This is a genomic window from Pseudomonas iranensis (assembly GCF_014268585.2).
Taxonomy (GTDB): Bacteria; Pseudomonadota; Gammaproteobacteria; order Pseudomonadales; family Pseudomonadaceae; genus Aquipseudomonas; species Aquipseudomonas iranensis.
This window is the reverse complement of the sequence record NZ_CP077092.1, coordinates 672,900-698,464: the sequence shown is the minus strand read 5'-3', so window position 1 is coordinate 698,464 and position 25,565 is coordinate 672,900. Positions and strand designations below refer to the sequence as shown.

General features: G+C 62.3%; 26 protein-coding genes. 23 read left to right on the top strand and 3 right to left on the bottom strand.

The window, feature by feature from the left end:
- Positions 1-19 precede the first annotated feature (19 nt).
- Positions 20-3,373: a mechanosensitive channel MscK gene (gene mscK / locus HU724_RS03125; RefSeq protein ID WP_024011301.1), complete on the top strand. Its 3,354-nt coding sequence runs from the start codon at positions 20-22 to the stop codon at positions 3,371-3,373.
- 48 nt (positions 3,374-3,421) lie between these two features.
- Positions 3,422-4,885, top strand: coding sequence for a protein adenylyltransferase SelO (gene selO / locus HU724_RS03120; RefSeq protein ID WP_186567481.1), 1,464 nt, complete (start codon positions 3,422-3,424; stop codon positions 4,883-4,885).
- A 5-nt stretch (positions 4,886-4,890) separates the two neighbouring features.
- Here the strand turns inward: selO and mazF are convergent, their stop codons facing one another.
- Together mazF and mazE are read right to left on the bottom strand one after the other, a co-directional pair.
- The gene (gene mazF, locus HU724_RS03115; protein WP_041477600.1) at positions 4,891-5,253 is read right to left on the bottom strand and encodes a type II toxin-antitoxin system toxin MazF; all 363 of its coding nucleotides are present in this window, start codon (positions 5,251-5,253) and stop codon (positions 4,891-4,893) included.
- A complete protein-coding gene (gene mazE, locus HU724_RS03110) occupies positions 5,253-5,522 on the bottom strand; it encodes a type II toxin-antitoxin system antitoxin MazE (RefSeq protein WP_008077592.1) in 270 nt (89 codons plus the stop codon). The genes mazF and mazE overlap by 1 nt, the downstream gene beginning before the upstream one ends.
- 235 nt (positions 5,523-5,757) lie before the next feature.
- On the opposite strand from mazE, the gene trxC reads away from it, so the two are divergent.
- Positions 5,758-6,192, top strand: coding sequence for a thioredoxin TrxC (gene trxC, locus HU724_RS03105; RefSeq protein WP_186567483.1), 435 nt, complete (start codon positions 5,758-5,760; stop codon positions 6,190-6,192).
- Positions 6,193-6,322: 130 nt separating this feature from the next.
- Here the strand turns inward: trxC and HU724_RS03100 are convergent, their stop codons facing one another.
- Positions 6,323-7,093 (bottom strand): ParA family protein, encoded by a 771-nt coding sequence (locus HU724_RS03100; protein WP_186567486.1) that lies wholly within the window; start codon positions 7,091-7,093, stop codon positions 6,323-6,325.
- A 356-nt stretch (positions 7,094-7,449) separates the two neighbouring features.
- Here HU724_RS03100 and HU724_RS03095 point away from each other — a divergent pair, with 356 nt between their 5' ends.
- From HU724_RS03095 to HU724_RS03000, 20 genes are read left to right on the top strand one after another with little or no spacing between them, the layout of a single operon-like run.
- Entirely contained in the window at positions 7,450-8,175 is a 726-nt protein-coding gene (locus tag HU724_RS03095; protein WP_016772023.1) for a beta-ketoacyl synthase chain length factor, read from the top strand.
- Positions 8,151-8,963: a lysophospholipid acyltransferase family protein gene (locus HU724_RS03090; protein ID WP_186567488.1), complete on the top strand. Its 813-nt coding sequence runs from the start codon at positions 8,151-8,153 to the stop codon at positions 8,961-8,963. Before HU724_RS03095 ends, HU724_RS03090 begins: the two co-directional genes overlap by 25 nt.
- Complete coding sequence (locus tag HU724_RS03085) at positions 8,941-9,216, top strand: phosphopantetheine-binding protein (RefSeq protein ID WP_039756723.1); 276 nt, start codon at positions 8,941-8,943, stop codon at positions 9,214-9,216. The genes HU724_RS03090 and HU724_RS03085 overlap by 23 nt, the downstream gene beginning before the upstream one ends.
- Before the next feature lie 9 nt (positions 9,217-9,225).
- Complete coding sequence (locus HU724_RS03080; protein ID WP_016772026.1) at positions 9,226-9,480, top strand: acyl carrier protein; 255 nt, start codon at positions 9,226-9,228, stop codon at positions 9,478-9,480.
- Positions 9,477-10,022 (top strand): COG4648 family protein, encoded by a 546-nt coding sequence (locus HU724_RS03075; protein WP_186567490.1) that lies wholly within the window; start codon positions 9,477-9,479, stop codon positions 10,020-10,022. The genes HU724_RS03080 and HU724_RS03075 overlap by 4 nt, the downstream gene beginning before the upstream one ends.
- Entirely contained in the window at positions 10,019-11,698 is a 1,680-nt protein-coding gene (locus HU724_RS03070) for an acyl-CoA synthetase family protein (RefSeq protein WP_186567492.1), read from the top strand. The genes HU724_RS03075 and HU724_RS03070 overlap by 4 nt, the downstream gene beginning before the upstream one ends.
- On the top strand, positions 11,691-12,425 hold the full coding sequence (locus tag HU724_RS03065) for a glycosyltransferase family 2 protein (RefSeq protein ID WP_186567494.1): 735 nt from the start codon (positions 11,691-11,693) through the stop codon (positions 12,423-12,425). Before HU724_RS03070 ends, HU724_RS03065 begins: the two co-directional genes overlap by 8 nt.
- A complete protein-coding gene (locus tag HU724_RS03060; protein ID WP_186567496.1) occupies positions 12,422-13,369 on the top strand; it encodes a lysophospholipid acyltransferase family protein in 948 nt (315 codons plus the stop codon). Before HU724_RS03065 ends, HU724_RS03060 begins: the two co-directional genes overlap by 4 nt.
- Positions 13,350-14,894, top strand: coding sequence for an HAL/PAL/TAL family ammonia-lyase (locus HU724_RS03055; RefSeq protein ID WP_186567497.1), 1,545 nt, complete (start codon positions 13,350-13,352; stop codon positions 14,892-14,894). Before HU724_RS03060 ends, HU724_RS03055 begins: the two co-directional genes overlap by 20 nt.
- Positions 14,887-15,312 carry an acyl-CoA thioesterase gene (locus HU724_RS03050; protein ID WP_039756713.1) on the top strand — a complete coding sequence of 142 codons (426 nt, stop codon included), beginning with the start codon at positions 14,887-14,889 and terminating at the stop codon, positions 15,310-15,312. Before HU724_RS03055 ends, HU724_RS03050 begins: the two co-directional genes overlap by 8 nt.
- Positions 15,309-15,911: an outer membrane lipoprotein carrier protein LolA gene (locus tag HU724_RS03045; RefSeq protein ID WP_186567499.1), complete on the top strand. Its 603-nt coding sequence runs from the start codon at positions 15,309-15,311 to the stop codon at positions 15,909-15,911. Before HU724_RS03050 ends, HU724_RS03045 begins: the two co-directional genes overlap by 4 nt.
- Positions 15,895-18,225: an MMPL family transporter gene (locus HU724_RS03040; protein ID WP_186567501.1), complete on the top strand. Its 2,331-nt coding sequence runs from the start codon at positions 15,895-15,897 to the stop codon at positions 18,223-18,225. Before HU724_RS03045 ends, HU724_RS03040 begins: the two co-directional genes overlap by 17 nt.
- A complete protein-coding gene (locus tag HU724_RS03035; protein ID WP_186567503.1) occupies positions 18,222-19,385 on the top strand; it encodes a cation:proton antiporter in 1,164 nt (387 codons plus the stop codon). The genes HU724_RS03040 and HU724_RS03035 overlap by 4 nt, the downstream gene beginning before the upstream one ends.
- On the top strand, positions 19,372-20,619 hold the full coding sequence (locus HU724_RS03030; RefSeq protein WP_186567505.1) for an NAD(P)/FAD-dependent oxidoreductase: 1,248 nt from the start codon (positions 19,372-19,374) through the stop codon (positions 20,617-20,619). Before HU724_RS03035 ends, HU724_RS03030 begins: the two co-directional genes overlap by 14 nt.
- Positions 20,616-21,341 (top strand): class I SAM-dependent methyltransferase, encoded by a 726-nt coding sequence (locus HU724_RS03025; protein WP_186567507.1) that lies wholly within the window; start codon positions 20,616-20,618, stop codon positions 21,339-21,341. Before HU724_RS03030 ends, HU724_RS03025 begins: the two co-directional genes overlap by 4 nt.
- Complete coding sequence (locus HU724_RS03020; protein ID WP_186567509.1) at positions 21,341-21,952, top strand: hypothetical protein; 612 nt, start codon at positions 21,341-21,343, stop codon at positions 21,950-21,952. The genes HU724_RS03025 and HU724_RS03020 overlap by 1 nt, the downstream gene beginning before the upstream one ends.
- The gene (locus HU724_RS03015; RefSeq protein WP_186567511.1) at positions 21,949-23,145 is read left to right on the top strand and encodes a beta-ketoacyl-[acyl-carrier-protein] synthase family protein; all 1,197 of its coding nucleotides are present in this window, start codon (positions 21,949-21,951) and stop codon (positions 23,143-23,145) included. Before HU724_RS03020 ends, HU724_RS03015 begins: the two co-directional genes overlap by 4 nt.
- The gene (locus tag HU724_RS03010; protein ID WP_073471610.1) at positions 23,142-23,606 is read left to right on the top strand and encodes a hotdog family protein; all 465 of its coding nucleotides are present in this window, start codon (positions 23,142-23,144) and stop codon (positions 23,604-23,606) included. Before HU724_RS03015 ends, HU724_RS03010 begins: the two co-directional genes overlap by 4 nt.
- Positions 23,599-24,327, top strand: a complete 729-nt coding sequence (gene fabG / locus HU724_RS03005) for a 3-oxoacyl-ACP reductase FabG (RefSeq protein WP_016772040.1) — start codon at positions 23,599-23,601, stop codon at positions 24,325-24,327. Before HU724_RS03010 ends, fabG begins: the two co-directional genes overlap by 8 nt.
- Positions 24,327-25,553, top strand: coding sequence for a beta-ketoacyl-ACP synthase (locus HU724_RS03000; RefSeq protein WP_186567513.1), 1,227 nt, complete (start codon positions 24,327-24,329; stop codon positions 25,551-25,553). Before fabG ends, HU724_RS03000 begins: the two co-directional genes overlap by 1 nt.
- Positions 25,554-25,565: the final 12 nt, after the last annotated feature.

Sequence of the window (25,565 nt, the reverse complement as noted above, 5' to 3'; positions counted from 1 at the left end):
ACTTGCTTGACCGGTCTCTATGCCTACCCTGCGCTCCTTTTTCGCCGCGGCCCTGCTGGGCCTCAGTCTTGTCGTCGGCCCGCTGCATGCTGCCGAACCACCGTCCAGCGATGCCGTGCAGGCCAGCCTCGACAAGCTGGCCGACAGCAAACTGCCGGACGCCGACAAGAAGACCCTGCAGACCGTCCTGCAGAACACCCTCAATCAGCTGAACAACCAGCGTGATTACGAGCAGAAGCTGATCGATCTCAAGCGTCAGCTGGCCAACGCGCCGAAGCAGACGATTGAAAATACCCGCGAACTCAGCCGCCTCAAGGCCACCGCACCGGTGCCGGTAGCGCAGCGTTTTCCGAAAGAGTCGATCCAGCAACTGGAGCAGATCCTTACCGATCGCTCGACCCAGCAGAGCGATCTGCAAAAAGCCCTGGCCGAAGCCAACAGCCTGATCATCACTGCACAGACTCGCCCCGAGCGCGCTCAGGCGGAGATTTCCGCCAGCCAGACGCGCATCCAGCAGATCAACACCATCCTCAAATCCGGCAAGGACACCGGCAAAACGGTCACCGCCGAACAGCGCGACCAGTTGAACGCCGAACTCGCCGCACTCAATGCGCTGATTCCGCTGCGCCGCCAGGAACTGGCCGGCAACACCCAGTTGCAGGATCTCGGCAATGCCCAGCACGACTTGCTTTCGGAGAAATCCGATCGCCTCGACCGCGAGATCCAGGAACTGCAAACCCTGATTAACCAGAAGCGTCTGGCGCAGTCGCAGGAAACCGTTACCCAGCAATCGATCGAAGCGCAGAAGGCCGGCGGCAGCAGCCTGCTGGCGAGTGAGAGCGCGACCAACCTCAAGCTTTCCGACTATTTGCTCAAGAGCACCGACCGTCTCAACGAAGTCACGCAGCAGAACCTGCAGACCAAACAGCAACTCGACACCCTGACCCAGAGCGATTCGGCACTGGACGAGCAAATCAACGTGCTCAAGGGCAGCCTGCTGCTGTCGAAAATCCTCTACAAACAGAAGCAGGCGCTGCCGCATTTGAAGGTCGACCGCGACCTCGCCGACCAGATTGCCGATATTCGTCTGTATCAGTTCGATGTCAGCCAGCAGCGGGAGCTGCTGAGCAATCCGGCGACCTACGTCGACAATTTGCTGGCCACCCAGCCGCCGGAGCAGGTCACCCCGCAATTGCGCAAGAGCCTGCTCGATCTGGCCAACACCCGCGCTGATCTGCTCGAGCGGCTGAACCGCGAGTTGAGCGCGATGCTCAATGAATCGATCACCCTGCAGCTCAACCAGAAACAATTGCTGAGCACCGCGCAAAGCCTGCGCGCGACCCTCGACGAACAGATGTTCTGGATCCCCAGCAACAAGCCGCTGGACGTGGAATGGATGCGCGGTGTGCCCGAGCGCCTGGAGCGGCAGGTCAATACCTTGCCCTGGGCGTCGAGCCTGAGCGAGCTGGCTGACGGCCTGACCCAGCGGCCATTGCTGTTCTTGCCTCTGGCGCTGCTGATTGGCGCCCTGTTGTGGCGACGCAAGGCCCTGTACGGACGACTTAACAAGGTTCACCAGGACATCGGCCACTTCAAGCGCGACAGCCAATGGCACACGCCGCAGGCGATTCTGATCAACATCCTGTTGGCGATGCCGGTGGCGCTGGGTCTGGCGCTATGCGGTCTGGCCTTGCAGATCGACGCGCGCGGGCAGAACGCCAATATGGGCGCGGCGCTGTTGCAGATGGGTCAGGCCTGGCTGGTGTTCTACACCGCGTACCGGATTCTTGCGCCGGGTGGCGTGGCGGAATTGCACTTCCGCTGGGAGAAGCCGCAGGTCGAGTTCCTTCAGGGCTGGGTGCGTCGACTCGGCCTGGTAGTAATGGCGCTGGTGGCCGTGGTGGCCGTCGCCGAGTTGCAACCGGCGGCGCTGGCCGATGACGTGCTCGGCATGCCGGTGGTGCTGACCTGCTACGCCTTGATGGCGTGGCTGCTCAGTCGCCTGCTGATCAGCAGCCCGACGCACCAGAATGCCTCGCTGTTCCGCAAAGCCGTTGGGGTGATGTTCACCCTGTTGCCGATCGCCCTGTTTGTCGCGGTGTGCTTCGGCTATTACTACACCGCGCTGAAACTCAGCGATCGCTTGATCAACACCCTGTACCTGCTGATGTTCTGGCTGGTGATCGAGGCGACCTTCGTGCGTGGCTTGAGCGTTGCCGCGCGGCGTTTGGCTTATCAGCGCGCACTGGCCAAACGGCAGGCGGCAAAAGAGGCCGGCGACGGCGAAGCGGTGATCGAAGAGCCGACGCTGGACATTGAAAAGGTCAACGAACAGTCCCTGCGCCTGATTCGTCTGGCCCTGCTCGGCGGTTTCATCGCGGCGCTGTACTGGGTCTGGTCGGACCTGATTTCGGTGTTCTCGTACCTGGACAACATCACCCTCTACGAATACACCAGCGGCACCGGCGCCAACATGAGCATGGTGCCGATCAGCATCGGCGACATGCTCGGTGCGCTGATCATCATCGGCATCACCTTCGCGCTGGCGCGCAACTTGCCCGGCCTACTCGAAGTGTTCGTACTGTCCAAGCTCAATCTGGCCCAGGGCAGCGCTTATGCAACAACCACGCTGCTGTCCTACGTGATTGCCGGCGTTGGTTTCGTCACCACCCTGTCGACCCTCGGCGTCAGTTGGGACAAGTTGCAGTGGCTGGTGGCGGCGCTGTCGGTGGGCCTCGGTTTCGGTATGCAGGAGATCTTCGCCAACTTCATCTCCGGCATCATGATCCTCTTCGAACGCCCGGTGCGGATCGGTGACACCATCACCATCGGCAACCTGTCGGGCACGGTGAGCAAGATCCGCATCCGCGCCACGACCATCACGGATTTTGACCGCAAGGACATCATTGTCCCGAACAAGACGTTCATCACCGGGCAACTGATCAACTGGTCGCTGACCGACACCATTACCCGGGTCACGCTGAAACTGGGCGTCGATTACGGTTCGGATCTGGACCTGGTCAAGGAACTGCTGCTCAAAGCGGCCCGGGAGAACCCGCGTGTGCTCAAAGAACCGGAGCCGCACGTGTACTTCCTCAACTTCGGCGAAAGCACCCTCGACCACGAACTGCGCATGCATGTGCGCGATCTCGGTGACCGCAACCCGGTGCTGGATGAGGTCAACCGCTTCATCAATCGCGAGTTCAAGAAGCAGCACATCAACATCTCATTCCGGCAGATGGAGGTTTACCTGAAGAACCTGCACGGTCAGGAATACAAGATGGTGCCTGTGGAGCCGGAGAACAAAACCATCGTGCCGGTCGTCGACGGGCAGAAACCGTTGCCGGAACCGCCACCGAGCAAACTCGACTAACCGACATGGTCCCAGCAGAATGCTCGGACATTCTGCTGGAGCCGGCCCGTGAAAGCCCTCGACGAACTGACTTTCGACAACCGCTTTGCCCGCCTGGGCGACGCTTTCTCCGCGCACGTGCTGCCCGAGCCGATCGACAATCCGCGCTTGGTGGTCGCCAGCCCGGCCGCCCTGGCCTTGCTTGATCTCGATGCGGCCAGCGCCGACACCGAAGAATTCGCGCAGCTGTTCGGCGGCCACAAGCTGTGGGCCGACGCCGAGCCACGGGCGATGGTGTATTCCGGGCATCAGTTCGGTGGCTATACCCCGCAACTGGGTGACGGGCGCGGTCTGCTGCTGGGCGAGGTGTACAACAACGCCGGCGAGCATTGGGACTTGCACCTCAAGGGCGCCGGGCAGACGCCGTTTTCGCGCATGGGCGATGGCCGCGCGGTGCTGCGCTCGTCGATTCGCGAATTCCTCGCTTCCGAAGCGCTGTACGCGCTGAACATCCCGTCTTCGCGGGCCGCCTGCGTTATCGGCTCCGACACGCCGGTCTGGCGGGAAAAGCAGGAACGCGCGGCGATGGTGCTGCGTCTGGCGCCGAGCCACATCCGCTTCGGCCACTTCGAATATTTCTACTACACCAAGCGCCCCGAGCAGCAGAAACAGCTTGGTGAACATGTGCTGGCGATGCATTTCCCCGAATGCCTCGAACAACCGGAACCGTATCTGGCGATGTTTCGCGAGATCGTCGAGCGCAACGCCGAGCTGATCGCCAAGTGGCAGGCTTATGGCTTCTGCCACGGCGTGATGAACACCGACAACATGTCGATCCTCGGCATCACCTTCGACTTCGGCCCGTTCGCCTTCCTCGATGACTTCGACGCGCATTTCATCTGCAATCACTCCGATGATCAGGGCCGCTACTCGTTCAGCAATCAGGTGCCGGTGGGCCAGTGGAACCTCAGCGCGCTCGCCCAGGCGCTGACGCCGTTCATCAGCGTCGAGGCCCTGCGCGAAACCCTCGGCTTGTACCTGCCGCTGTTCCAGGCGCACTACCTCGACCTGATGCGCCGCCGCTTCGGCTTCACCACCGCCGAGGACGACGATCAGCAACTGCTGGAAAACCTGCTGCAACTGATGCAGAACAGCGGCGTCGACTACACGCTGTTCTTCCGCCGCCTCGGTGAAGAGTCAGCCGAACAGGCCATCGCCCGCCTGCGCGACGATTTTGTCGATATCAAAGGTTTCGATGCCTGGGGCGAACGCTACGTCGCCCGGGTCGGCCGCGACGGCAATGCCGATCAGGCACAACGCCGCGCACGGATGCATGCAGTCAATCCGCTGTACATCCTGCGCAATTATCTGGCGCAAAAGGCTATTGATGCGGCGGAACAAGGGGATTATGCCGAGGTACGCCGACTGCATGCGGTGCTGAGCAAACCGTTTGAGGAGCAGCCGGGGATGGAGGGTTACGCCGAGCGGCCACCGGAGTGGGGAAAGCATTTGGAGATCAGTTGTTCTTCGTAGGCGCTTCAGCTTAGCGGGTCGATTGCACTGATTACACGGTCGACGATGTCAGACATTGTCACGTCATCCAGTCGCTCGATGAATTTGGCCGTGCCGTCTCGTACCCGTTGTTCTATGTCAAAACTGCGAACCTGATTACACACCGCTACACCATTGGTTTCGTGGCCAGTAATGGCGACCGCCAAACCCATATTCCGGCTGAAATTCCCACCGCTAGTAACAGGCACCGTCATGCTCACGCCCAATGCGTTGATCTCTCTGGGCGTGATCACCACAAAGCGATGTCTGTTCATCATCTCCCGCCCCGCCACTGGGTTTGGATCAATCCAGTAAACGTCACCCCGCTGAGGGGGCTGTCGGCGCACCATCAACCCAGCTCCCGGCCGACAGAATCACCTTCAAGGGTCTCGCTAGTCTGGGCGTTAAGTTTCTGCAATTCTTCTGCGCCTTCGAGTAGCTCTGACAAACTATAACGCTTACGCGTAGCGGCTACGGCTGGACGAGCAATCAGTTCGCCATCGACCACATTCAGCTCTAGCTGTGCGCCAACCTCCAGATGCAACAACTTTAAAAGCGTGGGCGGAATCGTAATGACGGCAGCGCCGCCTTGGCGGCGTATCTTGGAAGTTACGGACATTATGTCGCTCCGATTTGATGCATAGGAATCATCGATTCCTCGACTAGTGCAACAAAAGTAGCACGCAGATAAAGACAAAGCGATCTCCTCACGACAAGCGTTAAACGCCGAATTGGTCTTCAGACTAGCCATCGATCCCGGAACTGTTTTGAGAAAATGTGAGCAGTTGCGACATTGATAAGTTGGCAGATCGACTCCAAATCAGTTCTATAGACTGCCTATCAGAGAACCAATCATGACCACCCCACTCCTCATCCCCTGCCCCTCCTGCAACGGCGTCAACCGCATTCCAGCCGAGCGTCTCGCCGATCAACCCAAGTGCGGACGCTGCAAATCTGCGGTACTGCTGAGCAAGCCTTTCGAACTCAAGCAAGGCGATTACGCCAGTCAGATCAAGGGCGATCTGCCGTTACTGGTGGATGTCTGGGCGGACTGGTGCGGGCCGTGCAAGTCGTTCGCGCCGGTGTTCGAACAGGCTGCGGCACAGTTGGCGGGCAAGTGTCGGCTGGCCAAGCTCGACAGCGAAGCGAACCAGCAGTTGTCGGCGCAGTTGGGGATTCGCTCGATTCCGAGTCTGATTCTGTTTAAAAACGGCAGGGAAGTAGCGCGGCAAAGTGGTGCGTCGCCATTGCCGCAGTTGATGGCGTGGCTGCGTAGCCAAGGCATCTGACCCACCACAGATCACCCTGTGGAAGCGAGCCTGCTGGCGAAGGCGGTCGATCATTCAGCGCCGATGTTGAATGTGCCGGCCTCTTCGCGAGCAGGCTCGCTCCCACAGGATTTGCGTGTGAGTCGGGGAATCAGTGGTCTTCCAGCAGATTGTGCAGTTCCACAAACTGCTGGGTCAGCTTGTGCCGTGGATCGAGGTGGATCAGCGGCATGCTCGCTTGGTGCGACTCGCGCATGCGCACCGAACTGCTCAGATACACCGGTAATACCGGCAAGCCTTCGGCGATCAACTCATCGAGCATCTGCTGTGGCAGGCTGGCCCGCGCCTGAAACTGATTGACCACAATGCCTTCGACTTCCAACCCTTCGTTGTGGTCATCCTTCAACTCTTCGATCTCGGCGATCAGTCCGTACAGGGCCTGACGTGAAAAGCTGTCGCAGTCAAAGGGAATCAATACTCGATCCGCGGCAATCAGCGCCGATACCGCGTAGAAATTCAGTGCTGGCGGGGTATCGAGATAGATCCGGTCGTAGTCTTCCGATAGCTCATCGAGCAACTTACGCAGCTTGTTGATCTTGTGCTTGGCCTCGAGCTTGGGCTGCAGGTCGGCCAGTTCGGCGGTGGCGGTGATGATGTGCAGGTTGTCGAAAGGGGTTTCGTAGATGTCCGCCTGATTCTTTTTCGAGAACGGCCCTGAAGACAGGCTCTGTTTGAAGAAATCGGCGATGCCCATCGGAATGTCATCGCCGGTGAGCCCGGTCAGATACTGAGTGGAATTGGCCTGGGCATCGAGGTCGACCAACAACGTGCGATAACCCTCGCTGGCGCTGACCGCCGCCAGATTGCAGGCGATGCTGGATTTGCCCACGCCACCTTTCTGATTGAACACCACGCGCCGCATGACCAAACCTCCGTGTATCAAAGAATGACCGAGTGTAGTTGGCGGTGACCGCGCTTCGCTACCTTCACCGACATGGACTACGTCGTCAGGTGTAAAAATCGACGCCCAGGCATGGAAAAAACCGCCAGCCATCCCAGAGACACCTGACAGACACGCCGCGTCAAATCTGGATAATGGCCAAGTGATAGCCATGCAGCGAACCGCTCGGTACATTTTGTTGGGCAAAATGTAACCAACATTTGCTACACACCCGTCGCACCGGGATAATGCGCGCCACCCGGCGCCCTGCGCCAAGCCAAGCCTGCTGCGGCGCTGGCGACTCAACGCGTCAACGAAAGCCCGCAGGGGCGGGATGAATGTCCGTGATCAACTTCAACATCGCCCAATGGCGCGCGTGGGCCCCGGGGCTCGACAGCGTGGACGCCTGGCAGGCCTGGAGCCGACAACCGGTCGTGCTGCAGAGCAGTGATGCCGCGCCCGATGTGTCGTTTCTGCCGGCCATGCAACGCCGTCGCCTCAGCCGCCTGGCGCGGATGGCCTTCAGCGTTGGCTGGCCGCTGGCCGAAGGCCGGGACCATCTGCCACTGGTGTTCGTCTCGCGGCACGGCGAAACCCCACGCACATTCGAAATCCTCCGCGATCTGGCCACCGAACAGCCCTTGTCGCCGACCCAATTCAGCCTTTCAGTGCATAACGCGATCATCGGTTTGTGGTCGATCATGCGCGGTGAAACCAGCGAAATGACCGCCCTCGCGGCGGCTGGCGATGGCCTTGAACACGGCATGCTCGAAGCAGCGGCACTGCTTGATGAAGGCGCCCCGGCCGTGCTGCTGGTGATCACCGAAGAACAACCGCCCGAGGCCTATTCGCAGTGGGTCGATGACGTGCCATTCCCTTACGCGCTGGGTTTATTGCTCACGCCCGGTACCGACTGGCGGCTGACCCTGAACAGCAGCACCGAAACCCGGTCCAAGGCGCACTGGCCGCACGCGCTCAACCTGCTGCGAACCCTGCTCGGCCAGCAACCTGACTGCCAACATGCGTGGAAAAATCGTGTATGGACCTGGCATCGCAACCCGTGACCGCCAAACACCGCGACGCCTACTACTGGCGCCTGCTGGCCACTGCTGCGAGCTTCGCCTTGTTCGGGCTAGGCGGGCTGTGTCTGCGCCTGTTGGTATTTCCGCTGCTCGCCTGCCTGCCCGGTGACGCGCTGGTTCATCGCCTGCGCGCGCGGCGTACGGTCAGTCGCTTGTTCTGGTTTTTCGTGCGATTCATGGCTCGCACCGGCGTGCTCACTTACGACATCGAGGGTGCCGAGCGCCTCGGTAAGCCGGGGCAGATGATCATCGCCAACCACCCGTCGCTGATCGATGTGGTGTTTCTCATCGGTCTGGTGCGCCACGCCAATTGCGTAGTGAAGAAAACCCTCTGGGAAAACCCGTTCACCCGTGGCCCGCTGCGCCGCACCGAGTACATCAGCAACGACGGCAGCATGGACATGCTCGACGCCGCCGCGCAGTCGTTGCAGGACGGCCAGACCCTGATCATCTTCCCCGAAGGCACCCGCACCCAGCCGGGGCAGGCGCCGGCCTTTCATCGGGGCGCGGCGGCAATTGCCCTGCGCGGTGCGAAAATCGTTACCCCGGTGATCATCAAGGTCAGCCCGACCACCCTGACCAAAGCCGAGCCGTGGTATCGCATCCCCCATCGCCGCGTGCACTTCAGTTTTCGCGTGGGGGCCGATATAGACCCACAGACCTTCGCCGCGCAAGGCCCCGCACCGCAGGCCTCGCGCAAGCTCAACGATTATTTGCATGACTATTTCATTAAGGAGCTCGCCGCAGATGAGCGAACTGAACACCGCTAGCCTGGTGCGTGACATCAAACTGCTGATCATCGACGCCTTGGGCCTCGAAGACATCAGCCCCGAGGACATCGGCGACGAGCAGACATTGTTCGGCGAAGGCCTCGGCCTGGACTCTGTGGACGCGCTGGAACTGGGTCTGGCGATCCAGAAAAAATACGGCATCAAGATCGACGCCGATGCCAAAGACACCCGCAACCATTTCACCAACGTGGCCAGCCTTGCGGCATTCGTCACGGCAAAACAGGCAGCTTGAGAACGGACCATGCAAACTCGTGACGATATCTTCAACACCCTGCGCGATGCCCTGGTCGAGCTGTTCGAACTGGATCCGGCTCGTGTAAGCATGGACGCCAATCTGTATCAGGATCTGGAAATCGACAGCATTGATGCGGTCGACCTGATCGATCACATCAAACGCCAGACCGGCAAGAAAATCGCCGCCGAAGAGTTCAAATCGGTGCGCACCGTCGGTGACGTGGTCGAGGCGGTGTTCCGTCTGGTTCAACCGGCCGCATGAGCCGACTGATCGGCCTGGGCCTGCTGCTGGCCGGTCTGCTGTACCCCTTTGCGGTGTATTTCGGCATGGAGCATTTCGCCCCGTGGCAATTTGCGCTGCTGCTGGGAGGCCTTTGGCTGGCGCGCGCCCTGACTGGCGAACGCAAGCCCGGCAGCCTGTGGATGGCATGCGTTGCGATCGGGTTCTGCCTGCTGCTGGCGGTGTTCGACAGCCCGCAGCTGCTGCGCTGGTACCCGGTGCTGATCAGCGCATTCATGCTGGTGCTGTTCGGCGCCAGCCTGAAATACGGCCCGCCAATGGTCGAGCGTCTGGCGCGCTTGCGCGAGCCGGAACTGCCGCAGGTTGCCATTCGCTATACGCGCAAGGTGACGCTGGCCTGGAGCGTGTTTTTCTTCTGCAACGGTTTGTGCGCTGCCCTCCTCACCCTGTGGGCGCCGCTGGATTGGTGGATGTTGTACACCGGCCTGATCTCCTATGGATTGATCGGCCTGATGTTTGCCATTGAATGGCTGATACGACAACGGGTAAGAGGCCGTACATGAATTGGATAAAACTTGAGCAGCTGTTGCTCAAGGCACTGCCGGCACGGGCGATCTGCCAGGCGCCGGCACTCGATCACACGCAACTGCGAGCGCAGGCCTTGAGCGTCGCCGCGGGTCTGCAAAGCCGAGGCGTGAACAGGCTGGCCGTGCATCTGGAAGATGCCGCCGACCTCGCCATCGCCCTGCTCGGTGCCTGGCGTGCCGGCGTCAGCGTGTTGCTGCCGGCGGATCTGCAAGCGCAGACGCGTCAGCGCTGGTCGCAGGAAGTCGATCTATGGCTGACCGACCAACCCGGCGACGTCCAGTTGCACGACTTCACTCAGCCCGGCCTGGCCGGTGCAGAACTGGATCTCGATCAATGCCGCCTGAGCCTGTGCACTTCCGGTTCCAGCGGCGAACCCAAGCGCATCGACAAGACCTTGCGCCAGTTGGCCAACGAGGTCGAAGCGCTGGAGCAGTTGTGGGGCGCAGACCTCGGTCAAGCCTGCATCATCGGCAGCGTCGCCACGCAACACATCTATGGCCTGCTGTTTCGCGTGTTGTGGCCATTGTGCGCCGGGCGTCCGTTCGTGCGCCGGCAACTGGCCTTTTCCGAAGACCTGCAACGCGCCAGCCGCGAATACCCGGCCTTCGCCTGGGTCGCCAGCCCGGCGCTGCTCAAGCGCATGGGCGACAACCTCGACTGGCCGGCCCTGAGCGCGGTGCGCCGGGTGTTTTCCTCCGGGGGCGCGTTGCCACCGGAAGCGGCGCAAAGCCTGCACCAGCGCTTGCAGCAATGGCCGACGGAAATCCTCGGCAGCTCGGAAACCGGCGGCATTGCCTGGCGACAAGGCGAGTCGTTGTGGCAAGCGTTCGCTGGCGTCGAACTGAGCCAGGACAGCGACGGCGCCCTGCTGATCGCCTCGCCTTACCTGCCTGCCGGCCATGTCGAACACAGCGCCGACGCCGCGCGCATCGTCGCCGATGGTCGCTTCGAGCTGCTGGGGCGACTGGACCGCATCGTCAAACTGGAAGAAAAACGCATCTCGTTGCCCATGCTCGAGCAGGCTCTGGTCGATCACGACTGGGTCGCCGAAGCGCGCCTCGGTGTCGTGCAGGAAAACCGCGCCTCGCTCGGTGCGCTGCTGGTGCTCAGCGAATCGGGCCTGTTCGCCCTGCGCGAGCACGGCCGCCGTGGTCTGACCGAAACCCTGCGCAAACATCTGAGCCAACATTGCGAAGCCCTCGCCCTGCCCCGACGCTGGCGCCTGCTGCGGCAACTGCCATTGAACAGCCAAGGCAAACTGGCGCAAGCCGACGTCGAAGCGCTGCTGCTGGCCGCGCGACCCAAAGCCCCCGAAGTGCTGGAGCAAAGCGCAAGCGACGGCGAATGGAGCCTGCAACTCAGCGTGCCGCCGGATCTGGCCTACTTCAGCGGACACTTTCCCAAGGCGCCGGTGTTGCCCGGGGTGGTGCAGGTGGAATGGGCGCTGAATCTGGGTCGGCAGTTGCTGAATCTGGACGGCGCGTTTGCCGGAATGGAAGTGCTGAAATTCCAGCAACTGGTGCGTCCGGGTGATGAAATCCAGCTGCATCTGCGTTTCGATGCCGAGCGCGGCAAGTTGTATTTCGCTTATCGCAATGACACGGCGACATGTTCCAGCGGACGCATTCTCCTGGGGCCTGCCCATGCATAACCCCTGCGCCGTAATCCCGGTGTACAACCACGAAACCGCGATCACCACCGTGGTCGATGCCCTGCTTGCACAAGGTCTGCCGTGCATTCTGGTGGACGACGCCAGCGAGCCGTCCTGCGCGCGGGTGCTCGACGCACTGGCCGAGCGCGACAGGGTTTTTCTGGTGCGCCTGACGGCCAATCAGGGCAAGGGCGGCGCGGTGATGACCGGTCTGCGCGAAGCCTCGCGTCTGGGCTACAGCCATGCCTTGCAGGTCGATGCCGACGGTCAGCACGATTTGCACGACGTCGCGCGCTTCGTCGGCGAATCCCGCGCCCATCCCGAGGCGATGATCTGCGGCTATCCGCTGTTCGACGAGAGCGTGCCGAAAGGGCGCTTGTACGCGCGCTACCTGACCCACGTGATGGTGTGGATCAACACCCTGTCGTTGCAGATTCGCGATTCGATGTGCGGCTTCCGTGTTTATCCGTTGGCGCCGACTCTGGCGGTGATTGACTCGGCGAAAGTCGGCAAACGCATGGATTTCGACTCGGACATCCTCGTGCGTCTGGCCTGGCGCAATCAGCCGATGCGCTGGCTGCAGACCAGCGTGCATTACCCGCTGGACGGTGTATCGCACTTTCGCCTGTTCCACGACAACGCGCTGATTTCCAGCATGCACACGCGGCTGTTCTTCGGCATGTTGCTGCGTTGGCCGCTGATTCTCTGGCGGCGGTGGAAACCATGAGCGAAGAAGTCGACAAGAAGCACTGGGCCGACCGCGAAGAGCGCGGCAGTTTCCTGCTGATGAAATTCACCGCGTTCGCCGCCAAAGTCCTCGGCCGCCGCCTGCTCAGTCCGTTGCTTTATGGCATCGTGCTGTACTTTTTCCTCTTCGGCCGCGTCGCCCGGCGCAGTGCCTGGCAGTACCAGCAGCGGCTGGCCGAGTGGAGCCGGCGCGACGATCTGCGCCCGAGTCACTGGCGGGTGTTCAGCCAGTTCATGACCTTTGCCGATTCGCTGCTTGACAAGCTCGATGTGTGGAACGGCAAGCTGAGCATCGAGCAGATCGAAATCATCGACCCAGCGCTGCTGCGCAAGCAGTTGCGCGGCAGTCGCGGGCAACTGCTGGTCGGCGCGCATCTGGGCAATCTCGAAGTCTGCCGCGCGCTGGCGGAGATCGGCGAAAAGGTCACCATGAACGTGCTGGTGCACACCAAGCACGCCGAGCAATTCAACCGCTTGCTTGGCGAGGCCGGGGCGACCAATCTGCGCCTGCTTCAGGTCAGCGAACTCGACCCGGTGATCATGCTGCAACTGCATGAACGGCTGGAACGCGGCGAGTGGCTGGCGATTGCCGGTGACCGCGTGCCACTGCACGGTGGGCGCAGCGTGACGGTGGATTTTCTCGGCCATCCGGCGCCATTTCCGCAAGGCCCGTGGTTGCTGGCCGGCCTGCTCAAGTGTCCGGTCAATCTGCTGATGTGCCTCAAGCAACCCGACGGCCACTATCGCCTGAATCTCGAACCGTTCGCCGACGCGGTGGTGTGGACACGCCGCGAGCGCGAGCAGGTCATTCATCAGTGGGCCACCCGCTACGCGCAGCGCCTGAGTCACTATTGCCTCGAAGCCCCGCAGCAATGGTTCAACTTTTACCCTTTCTGGAAGACCGATGACGACGCCAACCCATGAGCCGGTAACCTTCGGCGAACGCCCTTTGCGCATCGAAGACGTGCTGGCCCTGGCCAACCGTCAGGCGTCCGTGCAATTGCAGGCTGACGCCGACTATCGCGAGCGCATCGCCAAGGGCGCGCGGTTTCTCGATTCGCTGCTGGACAAGGAAGGTGTGATCTACGGCGTCACCACCGGTTACGGCGATTCCTGCGTGGTCGCGGTGCCGCTGCATCACGTCGAGGCGCTGCCGCGTCATCTCTACACTTTTCACGGCTGCGGCCTAGGCAAACTGCTCGACGCGCAGGCAACCCGCGCGGTGCTGGCGGCGCGTTTGCAGTCGTTGTGTCACGGCGTTTCCGGGGTGCGCGTCGAACTGCTCGAGCGTCTGCATGCGTTTCTCGAATACGACATCCTGCCGTTGATTCCCGAAGAGGGTTCGGTGGGTGCCAGCGGCGATCTGACGCCGCTGTCCTATGTCGCCGCAACCCTGTCCGGCGAGCGCGAAGTGATGTTCCGTAGCGAACGTCGTCAGGCTGCCGACGTGCATCGCGAGCTCGGCTGGACGCCGCTGGTGCTGCGCCCGAAAGAGGCGCTGGCGCTGATGAACGGCACGGCGGTGATGACCGGCCTCGCCTGCCTCGCTTTCGCCCGCGCCGATTATTTGCTGCAACTCGCCACACGCATCACCGCGCTCAACGTCTTTGCGCTGCAAGGCAATCCGGAGCACTTCGACGAACGCCTGTTCGCCGCCAAGCCGCATCCGGGACAGATGCAGGTCGCCGCGTGGCTGCGCAAGGATCTGGCAATCGACGCGCCGACCGCACCACTGCATCGTCTGCAGGATCGTTATTCGCTGCGTTGCGCGCCGCATGTGCTCGGCGTGCTGGCCGACAGCCTGAACTGGCTGCGCGGCTTCATCGAAACCGAGCTGAACAGCGCCAACGACAACCCGATCATCGACGCCGAAGCCGAGCGTGTTCTGCATGGTGGGCACTTCTACGGTGGCCACATTGCGTTCGCCATGGACAGCCTGAAAAACCTCGTGGCCAACGTCGCCGATCTGCTCGATCGGCAATTGGCGTTGCTGGTCGACGAGCGCTACAACCACGGCTTGCCGAGCAACCTCTCCGGCGCCCCCGCCGATCGGGCGATGATCAACCACGGCTTCAAAGCCGTGCAGATCGGCACCAGCGCCTGGACCGCCGAAGCGCTGAAAAACACCATGCCGGCCAGCGTGTTCTCGCGCTCCACCGAATGCCACAACCAGGACAAGGTGAGCATGGGCACCATCGCCGCCCGTGATGCGATTCGCGTGCTGGAGCTGACCGAACAGGTCGCCGCCGCCACGCTGCTCGCCGCCAATCAGGGCGTGTGGCTGCGCGCTCAAGCCGCCGATGCGCGCCCGCTGCCGCCGGCACTGGCAGCGATGCACGAAGAGCTGGGCAAGGACTTCCCGCCGGTCATCGAAGACCGCGCGCTGGAAGGCGAACTGCGCCTGTGCCTGCAACGCATCGCCGCGCAACACTGGAGGCTGCATGCGTAGTGCCGGAGTGCTTCACGCCGATACCGAGATTCTGGTGCCGTTTTTCGACGTCGACACCATGCACGTGGTCTGGCACGGCCATTACGTCAAATATCTCGAAGTGGCACGCTGTGCGCTGCTGGACAAGATCGGCCACAACTACACGCACATGGTCGAGTCGGGTTACGCCTGGCCGATCATCGACCTGCAACTTCGCTACGTGCGCGGCGCGGTGTTCGGCCAGCGGCTGAACGTGCGCGCCAGTCTGGTCGAGTGGGAAAACCGTCTGAAGATCAATTACCTGATCACCGACCTGCAGACCGGCGAACGCCTGACCCGCGCAAGCTCCGTGCAGGTCGCCGTCGAAGTCAGCAGCCGCGAGATGCAACTGGCTTCACCCAAAGTCTTCACCGATGCCGTGGAAAGGATGCTGCGATGAATGTGTTTTTCAGAAGCCTCGGCGCGTTGACGCTGCTGGCCGTGTCGTCATGGGCCAATGCCTTCGACCTGCAACAACTCAGTGAACAACTGGCGAAACCGGATGTTATCCACGGCCAGTTCATCCAGGAAAAACACCTGCGCGCCCTGCCGCAGCCGCTGATCAGCAAGGGCAGCTTCGTCCTCGCGAAAAATCATGGCCTGCTGTGGCTGTTGAAAACTCCGCTGCAACAGGATTACCGCATCACCGCCAATGGCATCGCCCGCCGTGACACCAACGGCTGGCAACTGCTGCCGAACAAGAGCGCCGGCGCCGAGCAGAACCGTTTGTTCCTCGCCGTGCTGCAAGGTGACAGCAGCGGTTTGCAGCGGGATTTCGAACTGGCCCTGAGCGGCACGGCGCAGCAGTGGCAACTGACTCTGACGCCGCGTTCGATGCTGCTCAAGCAAGTGTTCAAGCAGATCAATATCGATGGTGGCGCCCTTGTGCAAACCATCGAGCTGCTGGAAACCCAGGGCGACAGCACCCTGCTGCGCATGCACGACAGTACGGCCGAGCAACCCCTGAGCGAAGCGGAGCAACATGACTTTGCCGAGTGAACGCAAGCTGCCCTGGCTGTTTCTGAGCCTGCTGCTGGCCGTCGTCGCGCTGGCTGCCTGGCAGTGGCGCGACGGTGCGCCGCTGTCGGCCAATCTCATGGAGCTGGTACCCGGCACCAGTCCAGACGCGCTGGAAGTGCGCGCCGAACAGCGCATGCAAGAACCGCTCAATCGCGAAATGCTGGTGCTGGTCGGCCACGCCGATCGCCAGCAAGCGCTGACCATGGCCCAGCAACTGGGCGAACAATGGCAGGCCAGCGGTCTGTTCGAAACCGTGCAGTGGAACCTGCAAGCCGACTTGCCGGCGCTGCGCAAGCAATTGCTGCAAGGGCGTTTGGCGATGCTCTCGGCGGATGATCGGCAGCTACTCAGCGAGCACCCCGACGCGTTCATCCAGCAGCGGGTGCAGGCGCTGTTCGACCCGTTCAACGGCTTTACCCTGGTGCCGAGCCAGGACGACTGGCTGGGCCTGACCGGGCGCATCCAGAACAGCCAGCCGAAACATGGCGCAGTGCAACTGGACATTGGCAGCGGCGCACTGGTCGCCGAGGCCGACGGCAAGAGCTGGGTGATGCTGCGTGCGCGCACCACCGGCAATGCTTTCGACATGAACCTGCCGCTACAAGTGGCAGAGCTGCTCCAGCACAGCCGCGAGCAAGCGCCGCAAAGCGGCGTGCAGTTGCTCGCCGCCAGTGGCCTGCTCTATGCCGCCAACGGCCAGCAACAAGCCACCCGCGAAATGACCTGGGTCGGCGGTGGCGCGACGGTCGGCATTCTGCTGTTGCTGCTGTTGGCGTTTCGCCGCTGGGGCGTGCTGCTGGCATTTGTGCCGGTGCTGGTCGGCATGCTGTTCGGCGCGGTGGCCTGCGTGGCGCTGTTCGGTCACATGCATGTGATGACGCTGGTGCTCGGCTCGAGTCTGATCGGCGTTGCCGTCGATTACCCACTGCACTATCTATCCAAGAGCTGGAGCCTCAAGCCCTGGCGCAGCTGGCCGGCCCTGCGCCTGACCTTGCCGGGGCTGACCCTGAGCCTGATCACCAGCGTTATCGGCTACCTGGCGCTGGCCTGGACACCGTTCCCGGCGCTGACGCAGATCGCCGTGTTCTCCGCTGCCGGTTTGCTCGGTGCCTATCTGTCGGCGGTCTGCCTGCTGCCGGCGCTGCTGAAAAATGTCCAACTGCGCCCGGCGCAATGGCCGCTGCGCCTGGCCGAACGCCTGATTCATCTGCGTGAGGCACTGCTCGGATGCATTCGCACGCCCGCGCTGCTGGCCCTGCTGATCGCCTTCTGCGTCGGCGGCCTGATGCAGTTGCAGAGCAAAAACGATATCCGCCAATGGGTCGGCGCGCCGCAGCATCTGACCGACGAAGCGCAGACCATCGCGCGCATCACTGGGTATCAACCGACCAGCCAGTTCTTCCTCGTCCGTGCGGCCAATCAGGAGCAATTGCTCGAGCGCCAGGCAGCGCTGAGCGAGCGCCTGCAGCAACTGGTCAACCTCGACAAACTGCAAGGCTATCTGGCCCTTGATCAACTGGTCAGCGCGCCGAGCCAGCAACAGCAAGTGCGCGAATCACTGAACAAGCTGCCGTCATTCTGGCAACCGCTGCTCGATCTCGGCGTGCCGGTGGCTGCGTTGCAAAATGAATTGCAGCAGTTGCAGACCCTGCCCGCCGAAGACATCGACGCCGCGCTGGCCGGCCCGCTCGGTGAGCCGTATCGGACACTGTGGCTTGGACCGACTGAAGACGGCGTCGCAGCGATGACCAGTTTGCAGGGCTTGAACAATCCGTCGTTGTTGCGCGTGCAAGCGCTCGATTTGCCGGGGGTGGTGCTGGTCGATCGCCTCGGTGATCTGAACAAGGTGTTCGCCGCCACGCAGATCAGCGCCGCCGAACTGAAACTGGCCTCCTGCGTGTTGATCGTGCTGGTACTGATGCTGCCGTTCGGCCTGACTGGCGCACTGCGCATCGTCGCCCTGCCACTGCTGGCGGCGCTGTGCAGTCTGGCCAGCCTCGGCTGGCTCGGTCAGCCACTGACCTTGTTCAGTCTTTTCGGCCTGTTGCTGGTGACGGCGATCAGCGTCGATTACGCAATCCTCATGCGCGAACAGGTCGGCGGCGCGGCGGTAAGTCTGCTCGGCACCTTGCTCGCAGCCGTGACGACGTGGCTGTCGTTCGGCCTGCTGGCGGTCTCCAGTACGCCGGCGGTGAGCAATTTCGGCCTGTCGGTAAGCCTCGGCCTGGCGTTCAGCTTCATGCTCGCACCGTGGGCCGGGCGCCATGAACCGGTTGCGGAGCCAGCGGCATGATGGTTTTCGGCTTCTGGTTGCTAACCATGGCGCTGTTTGCCCTGGCGACCCGGGTCGGCCGTCACTTCGGCCTGATTCCGATCGTCAGCCAGTTGCTGCTGGCGAGCTTCGGTTTGCCGTTGCTGATGTACTTCTGGATCGAACCGGGCTGGCAGCTCAGCGGCGCGCAACTGATCGCGCCGCACTGGCTGAAAGATCTCTACAGCCTGAGCTTCGCCTTGCTGCTCGGGCACATTCTCAGCGATGTCATCGATCTGCGTCTGGATCGCCAGAGCGTAAAAATCGCTGTGCCGAGTTTTGCCGTGCCGTTCGCTTGCGGGTTGGCGGTTGCGTACTGGTTGCTGCCAGCGCAGCCGTGGCTCAATGCACTGGCCATCGGACTGGTCTTCGCCATAACGGCGATCCCGGTGTTGTACCTGTATTTGCGCCACATCGATTACCCGCCCGCTGCCACCCGGCGTCTGGTGCAAACCGCGATCCTTATCGATCTGACCTGCTGGACGCTGTTCGGCCTCGCCCAAGGCAGTCTGCACTTGAGCAGCCTGTTGCTGCCTGTGGCCATGGCCGGCGTGCCGCTGCTTTTGCGCCTGCTGCGCGTGCGTCGCCCTCTGACCTACAGCCTCGGCTTCTTCGCCCTGCTGGTCATGGCCGAGCATTACAAACTCAACGCGCTGATTTTCGGCATCGGCTATCTGCTGTGCATGGCGCTGCTGAAAGTGCCGTTGGTACTGCCGTTGCCGGCACGCTGGATGAGCCGCTTGCAGACGTGGATCGCGATCCCGCTGATCCTCACCTTCGGCATCGTCCAGATCGACGTGCACAGCGCCCTCGCCAGCCTTGGCGCCGGGCAGTGGGCGGCGCTGCTGCTGTTGCCGATTGCCAGTAAACTGCTGGGCAACTGGCTCGGCCTCGGTTGGGCGGGCGCCTCGTTCGCTGGCGCCAGCCGCTGGCGCGAAAGCGTGCTGCTGAACATTCGCGGCCTGAGCGAAATCGTCTTTCTCAATCTGTTGTTGCAGCAACAGCTCATCACTCCGGCGCTGTATTTCGCGCTGATGCTGATGGGCCTGATCGCGACGCTGCTGCCGGCCCTGATCGGCCTGCATCGCGCGCCCCTGAATCTGAACAGTCCTCTGCCCCGGAGCTCACGTGCCAATCGTTGAAATGGAATCCCGTCAGGTCGTGATCATCGGTGCCGGCCCGTCCGGTGCTATCGCCGCTGCCCTGCTCAAGCGCAAGGGCCACGATGTGCTGGTGCTCGAGCGCCAGCACTTCCCGCGCTTCTCCATAGGCGAAAGCCTGCTCAGCCATTGCCTGGATTTCGTCGAAGAAGCCGGCATGCTCGACGCCGTCAACGCCGCCGGTTTCCAGCGCAAGACCGGCGCGGCGTTTGCCTGGGGCGAGCGCTACAGCGCTTTCGATTTTGGCGACACTTTCACCGCCGGCAAGCCGACCACGTTCCAGGTGCAGCGCGCCGATTTCGACAAGTTGCTGGCCGATCAAGCGGCACTGCAAGGCGCGGAAATCCGCTATGGCGATGCGATCGTCAGCGTCGATTTCGATCAGGCGAAGCCACTCCTTGATGTACGCCGCGAAGATGGCAGCGAGTACCGCGTCGAAGCCGATTTCGTGCTCGATGCCAGCGGCTACGGCCGCGTGTTGTCGCGTCTGCTGGATCTGGAAGCACCGTCGAATTTCCCGGTGCGCCAGGCGGTGTTCACCCATGTTGAAGATCACATCGACAATCCGGCGTTCGACCGCGAAAAGATCCTTGTCACCACCCATCCCGAGCATCGCGATGTATGGTTCTGGACCATCCCGTTCAGCAACGGCCGCTGCTCGGTGGGCGTGGTGGCTGCCGCCGAGCACTTCGCCGGTCGCGATGCCGATCTCGATGTCTGCCTGCGCAGTTTTATCGCCGAGACGCCAAGCCTCGCCGGGGTTCTGAACAACGCGGTCTGGGACACCCCGGCGCGCACCCTCGGCGGCTACGCGGCCAACGTGAAAACCCTGCACGGCCCGGGCTTTGCGCTGCTGGGCAACGCCGCAGAATTCCTCGACCCGGTGTTCTCCTCCGGCGTGACCATTGCCATGCGTTCGGCAAGCATGGCCGCCGGCGTGCTGCACCGTCAGTTGCAGGGTGAAACGGTGGACTGGCAAAGCGAATTTGCTGAGCCGTTGAAACGCGGCGTCGACACGTTCCGCTGCTACGTCGAAGGCTGGTACGCCGGCACTTTCCAGGACGTGATTTTCTATGAGGACAGCCAGGCGGAGATTCGCCGGATGATCTGCTCGATCCTCGCCGGTTACGCCTGGGACGAGCGCAACCCGTTTGTCAGCGAAGCGCGGCGCCGGCTGAAGATGATTTCCCAACTCTGCGCTCAGGACGCCTCATGAATTACCTGAGCGACAGCTACGTCGAGGAAACCCGCTTCGGTCTCTGGTTCCTGCGCAGCCACACCTGGCAGCACCACGTGCTGCGCGTGGCGATCAATGATCTGCGTGGATTATTCAGTGAGCCGCTGCCGGAACGTCCGGTGCTGCTGGACGCCGGTTGCGGTCAGGGCAAGTCGTTCGGCCACCTGCGCCAGACCTTCGCCCCGCAGCGCCTGATCGGCGTCGACGCCGACCCGCACAGCCTGCAACTCAGCGCCGAAGAGGCCACGCGCCTGGGCATGCCAGTCGAGTTGATCGGCAGCGATTGCGCCACGCTCAACGTCGCCGATGCCAGCGTCGACCTGCTGTTCTGCCACCAGACCTTCCACCACTTGGTCGAGCAGGAAGAGGCCTTGGCCGAGTTCTATCGGGTGCTCAAGCCGGGCGGCTATCTGCTGTTCGCCGAATCCACCGAGGCTTACATTGATACCTGGGTGATTCGCTGGCTGTTCCGCCATCCGATGCATGTGCAGAAGAGCGCCGCCGGCTATCTGCAGATGATTCGCGAGCAGGGCTTCGAGTTTGCCGAGCGCAATGTTTCCTACCCATATCTGTGGTGGAGCCGGTCGAAGGATTTTGGTTTGCTGGAGCGGTTGGGGTTGAGCAAGCCCAAGCCATTCGGTGAGCGTGAAGAGACGCTGGTGAATGTCGTCGCGCGCAAGCCATTGCAGGAATCTGTCTGATGTACGGCTATCGATCTGAACACCTGAAACCCTGTGGGAGCGAGCCTGCTCGCGAAAGCGGTGTATCAGTCAGCAAAGGTGGCGAATGTCAGATTGCATTCGCGAGCAGGCTCGCTCCCACAGGGTTTGCTGCATGGCTGACGATCGTTTTGTCAGCCTTGCTGTTGAGTGCCTGCGCCGGCCAGCCACCGCTGCCAGCGGCCGAACCAACACTGCCCCTGCCGCTGCAACTGCACATCGAGCGCGAGCAGGCCGGGCAGCGTCAGGACTGGCTGCTGGTGATCCAGCGCGAAGGCGCCGGCACGCGCTGGTCGATGATGGATCCTCTGGGCATTCCCCAGGCCCGTCAGCAACTGATCGACGGGCACTGGCAGGCCGACGGTCTGCTGCCGCCGAACCCGGAAGCGCGGGAGTTGTTCGCCGCATTGCTGTTCGCCCTGACGCCTCCTGCCGAGCTGCTGCGCAACTATCCCGACGCCCGGCAACAGGCCGATCAGCGTTCACTGCCGGCGCGCTGGAACATCCGCTATTCACAACCGTTGAGCTTCCAATTGAATCTGCCTCAAGGCCCGCACTATCGCGTTTCCCAGTTAGGTGAATCGACGCCATGACCGCTTACCTGAATGCCCTCGGCGTGATCTGCGCTTTGGGCCGCGACAAGTCTGAAGTCGCGCGCAATCTGTTTGCCGGCGACTGCTCGGGCATGCGCCGCGAGTCCGGCTGGGTCGCCGAACGTGAACTGCCAGTGGCCGGCGTACACGGTGAATTGGCGCCGATCCCTGCCGAACTGGTCGAGCACAGCAGTCGCAACAATCAGCTGTTGCTGGAAGCCGCGCTGCAGATTCGTGACGACATCGATCGTGCGATCCAGACTTTCGGCCGCGAGCGCATAGGCGTGGTGCTCGGCACCAGCACCTCGGGTATCGACGAGGCCAGCCGGGGTCTGGCGCATTACATCCGCGAACAGCAATTTCCTCCCGAGTACGACTATCGCCAGCAGGAACTCGGCGCCCCGGCGAATTTCCTCGCTGAGTGGCTGCAACTGAGCGGCCCGGCCTACGTGATTTCTACCGCTTGCACTTCCAGCGCCCGCGCTTTAATGAGCGCTCAGCGTCTGCTCGATCTGGGTCTGTGCGATGCGGTGCTGTGCGGCGGCGTCGACAGTCTGTGCAAGCTCACGCTGAACGGTTTCTCTTCGCTGGAAGCCGTTTCAGACGAACGCTGCAATCCGTTTTCCGCCAACCGCAACGGCATCAATATCGGCGAAGCAGCGGTGCTGTTCGTGATGAGCAAACAGCGCGGCGAAGGCCCGGGAATCGCCCTGCTGGGGACGGGCGCGAGCTCCGATGCGCACCATATTTCCGCGCCGGAGCCGAGCGGTCGTGGCGCTCTGCAAGCGATGCAGAAAGCCCTTGGCCGCGCGCATCTGCAAGCCGGGCAAATCAACTACCTGAACCTGCACGGCACCGCGACCCAGCACAACGACGCGATGGAAAGTCTGGCGGTCGCGGCGCTGTTTCCCGAAGGCGTCGCCTGCTCGTCGACCAAACCGCTGACCGGTCACACCCTCGGCGCGGCCGGCGCGCTGGAAGCGGCGTTCTGCTGGCTCAGCCTGAGTGCCGAAAACCCTGAACAGGCGTTGCCGCCACACATCTGGGACGGCCAGGCCGATCCCGCGCTGCCGCCACTCAAGTGGGTGACCGCGAGCGAACGCCTGACGTCCATTGCACCGCGCTACCTGATGAGCAACTCGTTTGCCTTCGGCGGCAACAACGTCAGCCTGATTATCGGAGACGCACCATGAGCCACTGGCCGCTCGCCGAACTGCTGCCGCATGCCGGCGACATGATCCTGATCGACGCCATCGAGCGCTTCGATGACGAGCAGATTTTCACTCGCCTCACGGTCAAGCCCGACGGCCTGTTCAACCTGCCCGACGGCAGTCTGCCGGCGTGGGTCGGCGTCGAGCTGATGGCGCAGAGCGTCGCCGCTTTCGCCGGTTGCCACGCCCGGCAAAAAGGCAATCCGCCGGAGCTCGGCTTTCTCCTCGGCACGCGCAAATTCGAGTGCAACGTCGAAGCCTTTGCGCCCGGCAGCGAGCTGACCATCCATGGCCTGCGCTCACTGGAAGACGACAACGGCATGGGCGTATTCGAATGTCACATCCACGGCGACGGCATTCATGCCAGCGCCCGGCTGAACGTGTTCCGTCCGCCGCAAGCCAATCAATATCTGCAACAGACAAAGGAGTCGCACGATGACTGAATCCGTACTGGTCACCGGCTCCAGCCGGGGCATCGGCCGCGCCATTGCCTTGCGTCTGGCGCAGGCCGGGCACGACATCGTCCTGCATTGCCGCAGCGGCATGACCGAAGCCCAAGCGGTGCAGGCCGAAATCGAAGCGCTGGGCCGCCGCGCACGCATCCTGCAATTCGACGTCGCCGACCGTGAAACCTGCAAAAGCATTCTCGAAGCCGATGTCGAAAATCACGGTGCCTATTACGGCGTGGTGCTCAACGCCGGGCTGACCCGCGACGGCGCGTTTCCGGCGCTGAGCGATGACGATTGGGACGTGGTCCTGCGCACCAACCTCGACGGTTTCTACAACGTTCTGCACCCGGTGATGATGCCGATGATCCGTCGTCGCGCCGCCGGGCGCATCGTCTGCATCACCTCGGTGTCGGGCCTGATCGGCAACCGTGGCCAGGTCAATTACAGCGCCTCGAAGGCCGGCGTGATCGGTGCGGCAAAGGCGTTGGCGATCGAGCTGGGCAAGCGCAAAATTACGGTTAACTGCGTCGCCCCTGGCCTGATCGACACGGCCATGCTCGACGAAAACGTGCCGGTGGAGGAACTGATGAAAATGATCCCCGCGCAACGCATGGGCACCCCTGAGGAAGTGGCCGCTGCGGTGAATTTCCTGATGTCGGCGGAAGCCTCGTACATCACCCGCCAGGTGCTGGCGGTCAACGGAGGCCTGTGCTGATGAAGCGCGTCGTCGTCACCGGCATGGCCGGCATCACCTCGCTGGGCAGCGACTGGCCGACCATTGCCGGCAATTTCGCGGCCAATCGCAGCGGCATTCGTCGCATGGACGAGTGGGATCGCTTCACTGAGCTGAACACGCGTCTGGCCGGGCCTATCGATGACTTTCTCGTGCCGTCGCACTGGACCCGCAAGCAGTTGCGCAGCATGGGCCGGGTTTCGCGACTGGCGGTCGGCGCGGCGGAAAAAGCCTTGGCTGACGCTGGCCTGCTCGGTGACGAATCGATCAAGGACGGGCGCATGGGCGTCGCTTGTGGTTCGTCCACGGGCAGCACTGACGAAATCAAAGCGTTCGGCAACATGCTGCTCAACTCGGTGGCCGAGGGCCTGAACGCCAACTCCTATGTGCGGATGATGCCGCACACCACCGCCGCCAATATCAGCATTTTCTTCGGCCTCACCGGCCGCCTGATTCCTACGTCCAGCGCCTGCACCAGCGGCAGCCAGGGCATCGGCTACGCCTACGAAGCAATCAAGTTCGGCCGCCTGCCGTTGATGCTCGCCGGCGGCGCCGAAGAGCTGTGCCCGACCGAAGCCATGGTGTTCGACGCGCTCTACGCCACGAGCCTGAAAAACGATGCACCACAGACCAGCCCACGCCCGTACGACAAGGGCCGCGACGGTCTGGTGATTGGTGAAGGTGGCGGCATGCTCGTGCTTGAGGAGCTGGAACACGCCCTCGCCCGTGGCGCGCACATTCACGCGGAAATCGTCGGTTTCGGCAGCAACGCCGACGGCCAGCACACCACCCGCCCGGAACAGCTCACGATGCGCCGCGCCATGGAGCTGGCCCTGGAAGATGCCGGCCTCAGCCCGGACGCCATCGGTTATGTGAACGGCCACGGCACCGCGACCGAACAGGGCGACATCGCCGAAACGCTGGCCACCAGCAGCCTGTTCGGTGAGCACATGCCGATCAGCTCGCAGAAGAGTTTTCTCGGCCACACTCTCGGTGCCTGCGGTGCACTGGAGTCATGGTTCAGCATCGAAATGCTCAACAGCGACCGCTATGTGCATACCTTCAACCTCGACGAAGTCGACCCGCACTGCGGCAAGCTCGATTACCTGCGCGGCGAATTCCGTCAGATGCATCACGACTACGTGATGAACAACAACTTCGCTTTCGGCGGCGTCAACACTTCGTTGATCTTCCGCCGCTGGGCGTAACCGAATCAATCC

Excerpts from the sequence above, each read along its gene's own strand:
- mscK (WP_024011301.1), top strand. The coding sequence starts at position 20 with ATGCCTACCCTGCGCTCCTTTTTCGCCGCGGCCCTGCTGGGCCTCAGT.
- mazF (WP_041477600.1), bottom strand. The coding sequence starts at position 5,253 with ATGGTGCGCCGACAGCCCCCTCAGCGGGGTGACGTTTACTGGATTGAT.
- mazE (WP_008077592.1), bottom strand. The coding sequence starts at position 5,522 with ATGTCCGTAACTTCCAAGATACGCCGCCAAGGCGGCGCTGCCGTCATT.
- trxC (WP_186567483.1), top strand. The coding sequence starts at position 5,758 with ATGACCACCCCACTCCTCATCCCCTGCCCCTCCTGCAACGGCGTCAAC.
- HU724_RS03100 (WP_186567486.1), bottom strand. The coding sequence starts at position 7,093 with ATGCGGCGCGTGGTGTTCAATCAGAAAGGTGGCGTGGGCAAATCCAGC.
- HU724_RS03095 (WP_016772023.1), top strand. The coding sequence starts at position 7,450 with ATGTCCGTGATCAACTTCAACATCGCCCAATGGCGCGCGTGGGCCCCG.
- HU724_RS03090 (WP_186567488.1), top strand. The coding sequence starts at position 8,151 with ATGGACCTGGCATCGCAACCCGTGACCGCCAAACACCGCGACGCCTAC.
- HU724_RS03085 (WP_039756723.1), top strand. The coding sequence starts at position 8,941 with ATGAGCGAACTGAACACCGCTAGCCTGGTGCGTGACATCAAACTGCTG.
- HU724_RS03080 (WP_016772026.1), top strand. The coding sequence starts at position 9,226 with ATGCAAACTCGTGACGATATCTTCAACACCCTGCGCGATGCCCTGGTC.
- HU724_RS03075 (WP_186567490.1), top strand. The coding sequence starts at position 9,477 with ATGAGCCGACTGATCGGCCTGGGCCTGCTGCTGGCCGGTCTGCTGTAC.
- HU724_RS03070 (WP_186567492.1), top strand. The coding sequence starts at position 10,019 with ATGAATTGGATAAAACTTGAGCAGCTGTTGCTCAAGGCACTGCCGGCA.
- HU724_RS03065 (WP_186567494.1), top strand. The coding sequence starts at position 11,691 with ATGCATAACCCCTGCGCCGTAATCCCGGTGTACAACCACGAAACCGCG.
- HU724_RS03060 (WP_186567496.1), top strand. The coding sequence starts at position 12,422 with ATGAGCGAAGAAGTCGACAAGAAGCACTGGGCCGACCGCGAAGAGCGC.
- HU724_RS03055 (WP_186567497.1), top strand. The coding sequence starts at position 13,350 with ATGACGACGCCAACCCATGAGCCGGTAACCTTCGGCGAACGCCCTTTG.
- HU724_RS03050 (WP_039756713.1), top strand. The coding sequence starts at position 14,887 with ATGCGTAGTGCCGGAGTGCTTCACGCCGATACCGAGATTCTGGTGCCG.
- HU724_RS03045 (WP_186567499.1), top strand. The coding sequence starts at position 15,309 with ATGAATGTGTTTTTCAGAAGCCTCGGCGCGTTGACGCTGCTGGCCGTG.
- HU724_RS03040 (WP_186567501.1), top strand. The coding sequence starts at position 15,895 with ATGACTTTGCCGAGTGAACGCAAGCTGCCCTGGCTGTTTCTGAGCCTG.
- HU724_RS03035 (WP_186567503.1), top strand. The coding sequence starts at position 18,222 with ATGATGGTTTTCGGCTTCTGGTTGCTAACCATGGCGCTGTTTGCCCTG.
- HU724_RS03025 (WP_186567507.1), top strand. The coding sequence starts at position 20,616 with ATGAATTACCTGAGCGACAGCTACGTCGAGGAAACCCGCTTCGGTCTC.
- HU724_RS03020 (WP_186567509.1), top strand. The coding sequence starts at position 21,341 with ATGTACGGCTATCGATCTGAACACCTGAAACCCTGTGGGAGCGAGCCT.
- HU724_RS03015 (WP_186567511.1), top strand. The coding sequence starts at position 21,949 with ATGACCGCTTACCTGAATGCCCTCGGCGTGATCTGCGCTTTGGGCCGC.
- HU724_RS03010 (WP_073471610.1), top strand. The coding sequence starts at position 23,142 with ATGAGCCACTGGCCGCTCGCCGAACTGCTGCCGCATGCCGGCGACATG.
- fabG (WP_016772040.1), top strand. The coding sequence starts at position 23,599 with ATGACTGAATCCGTACTGGTCACCGGCTCCAGCCGGGGCATCGGCCGC.
- HU724_RS03000 (WP_186567513.1), top strand. The coding sequence starts at position 24,327 with ATGAAGCGCGTCGTCGTCACCGGCATGGCCGGCATCACCTCGCTGGGC.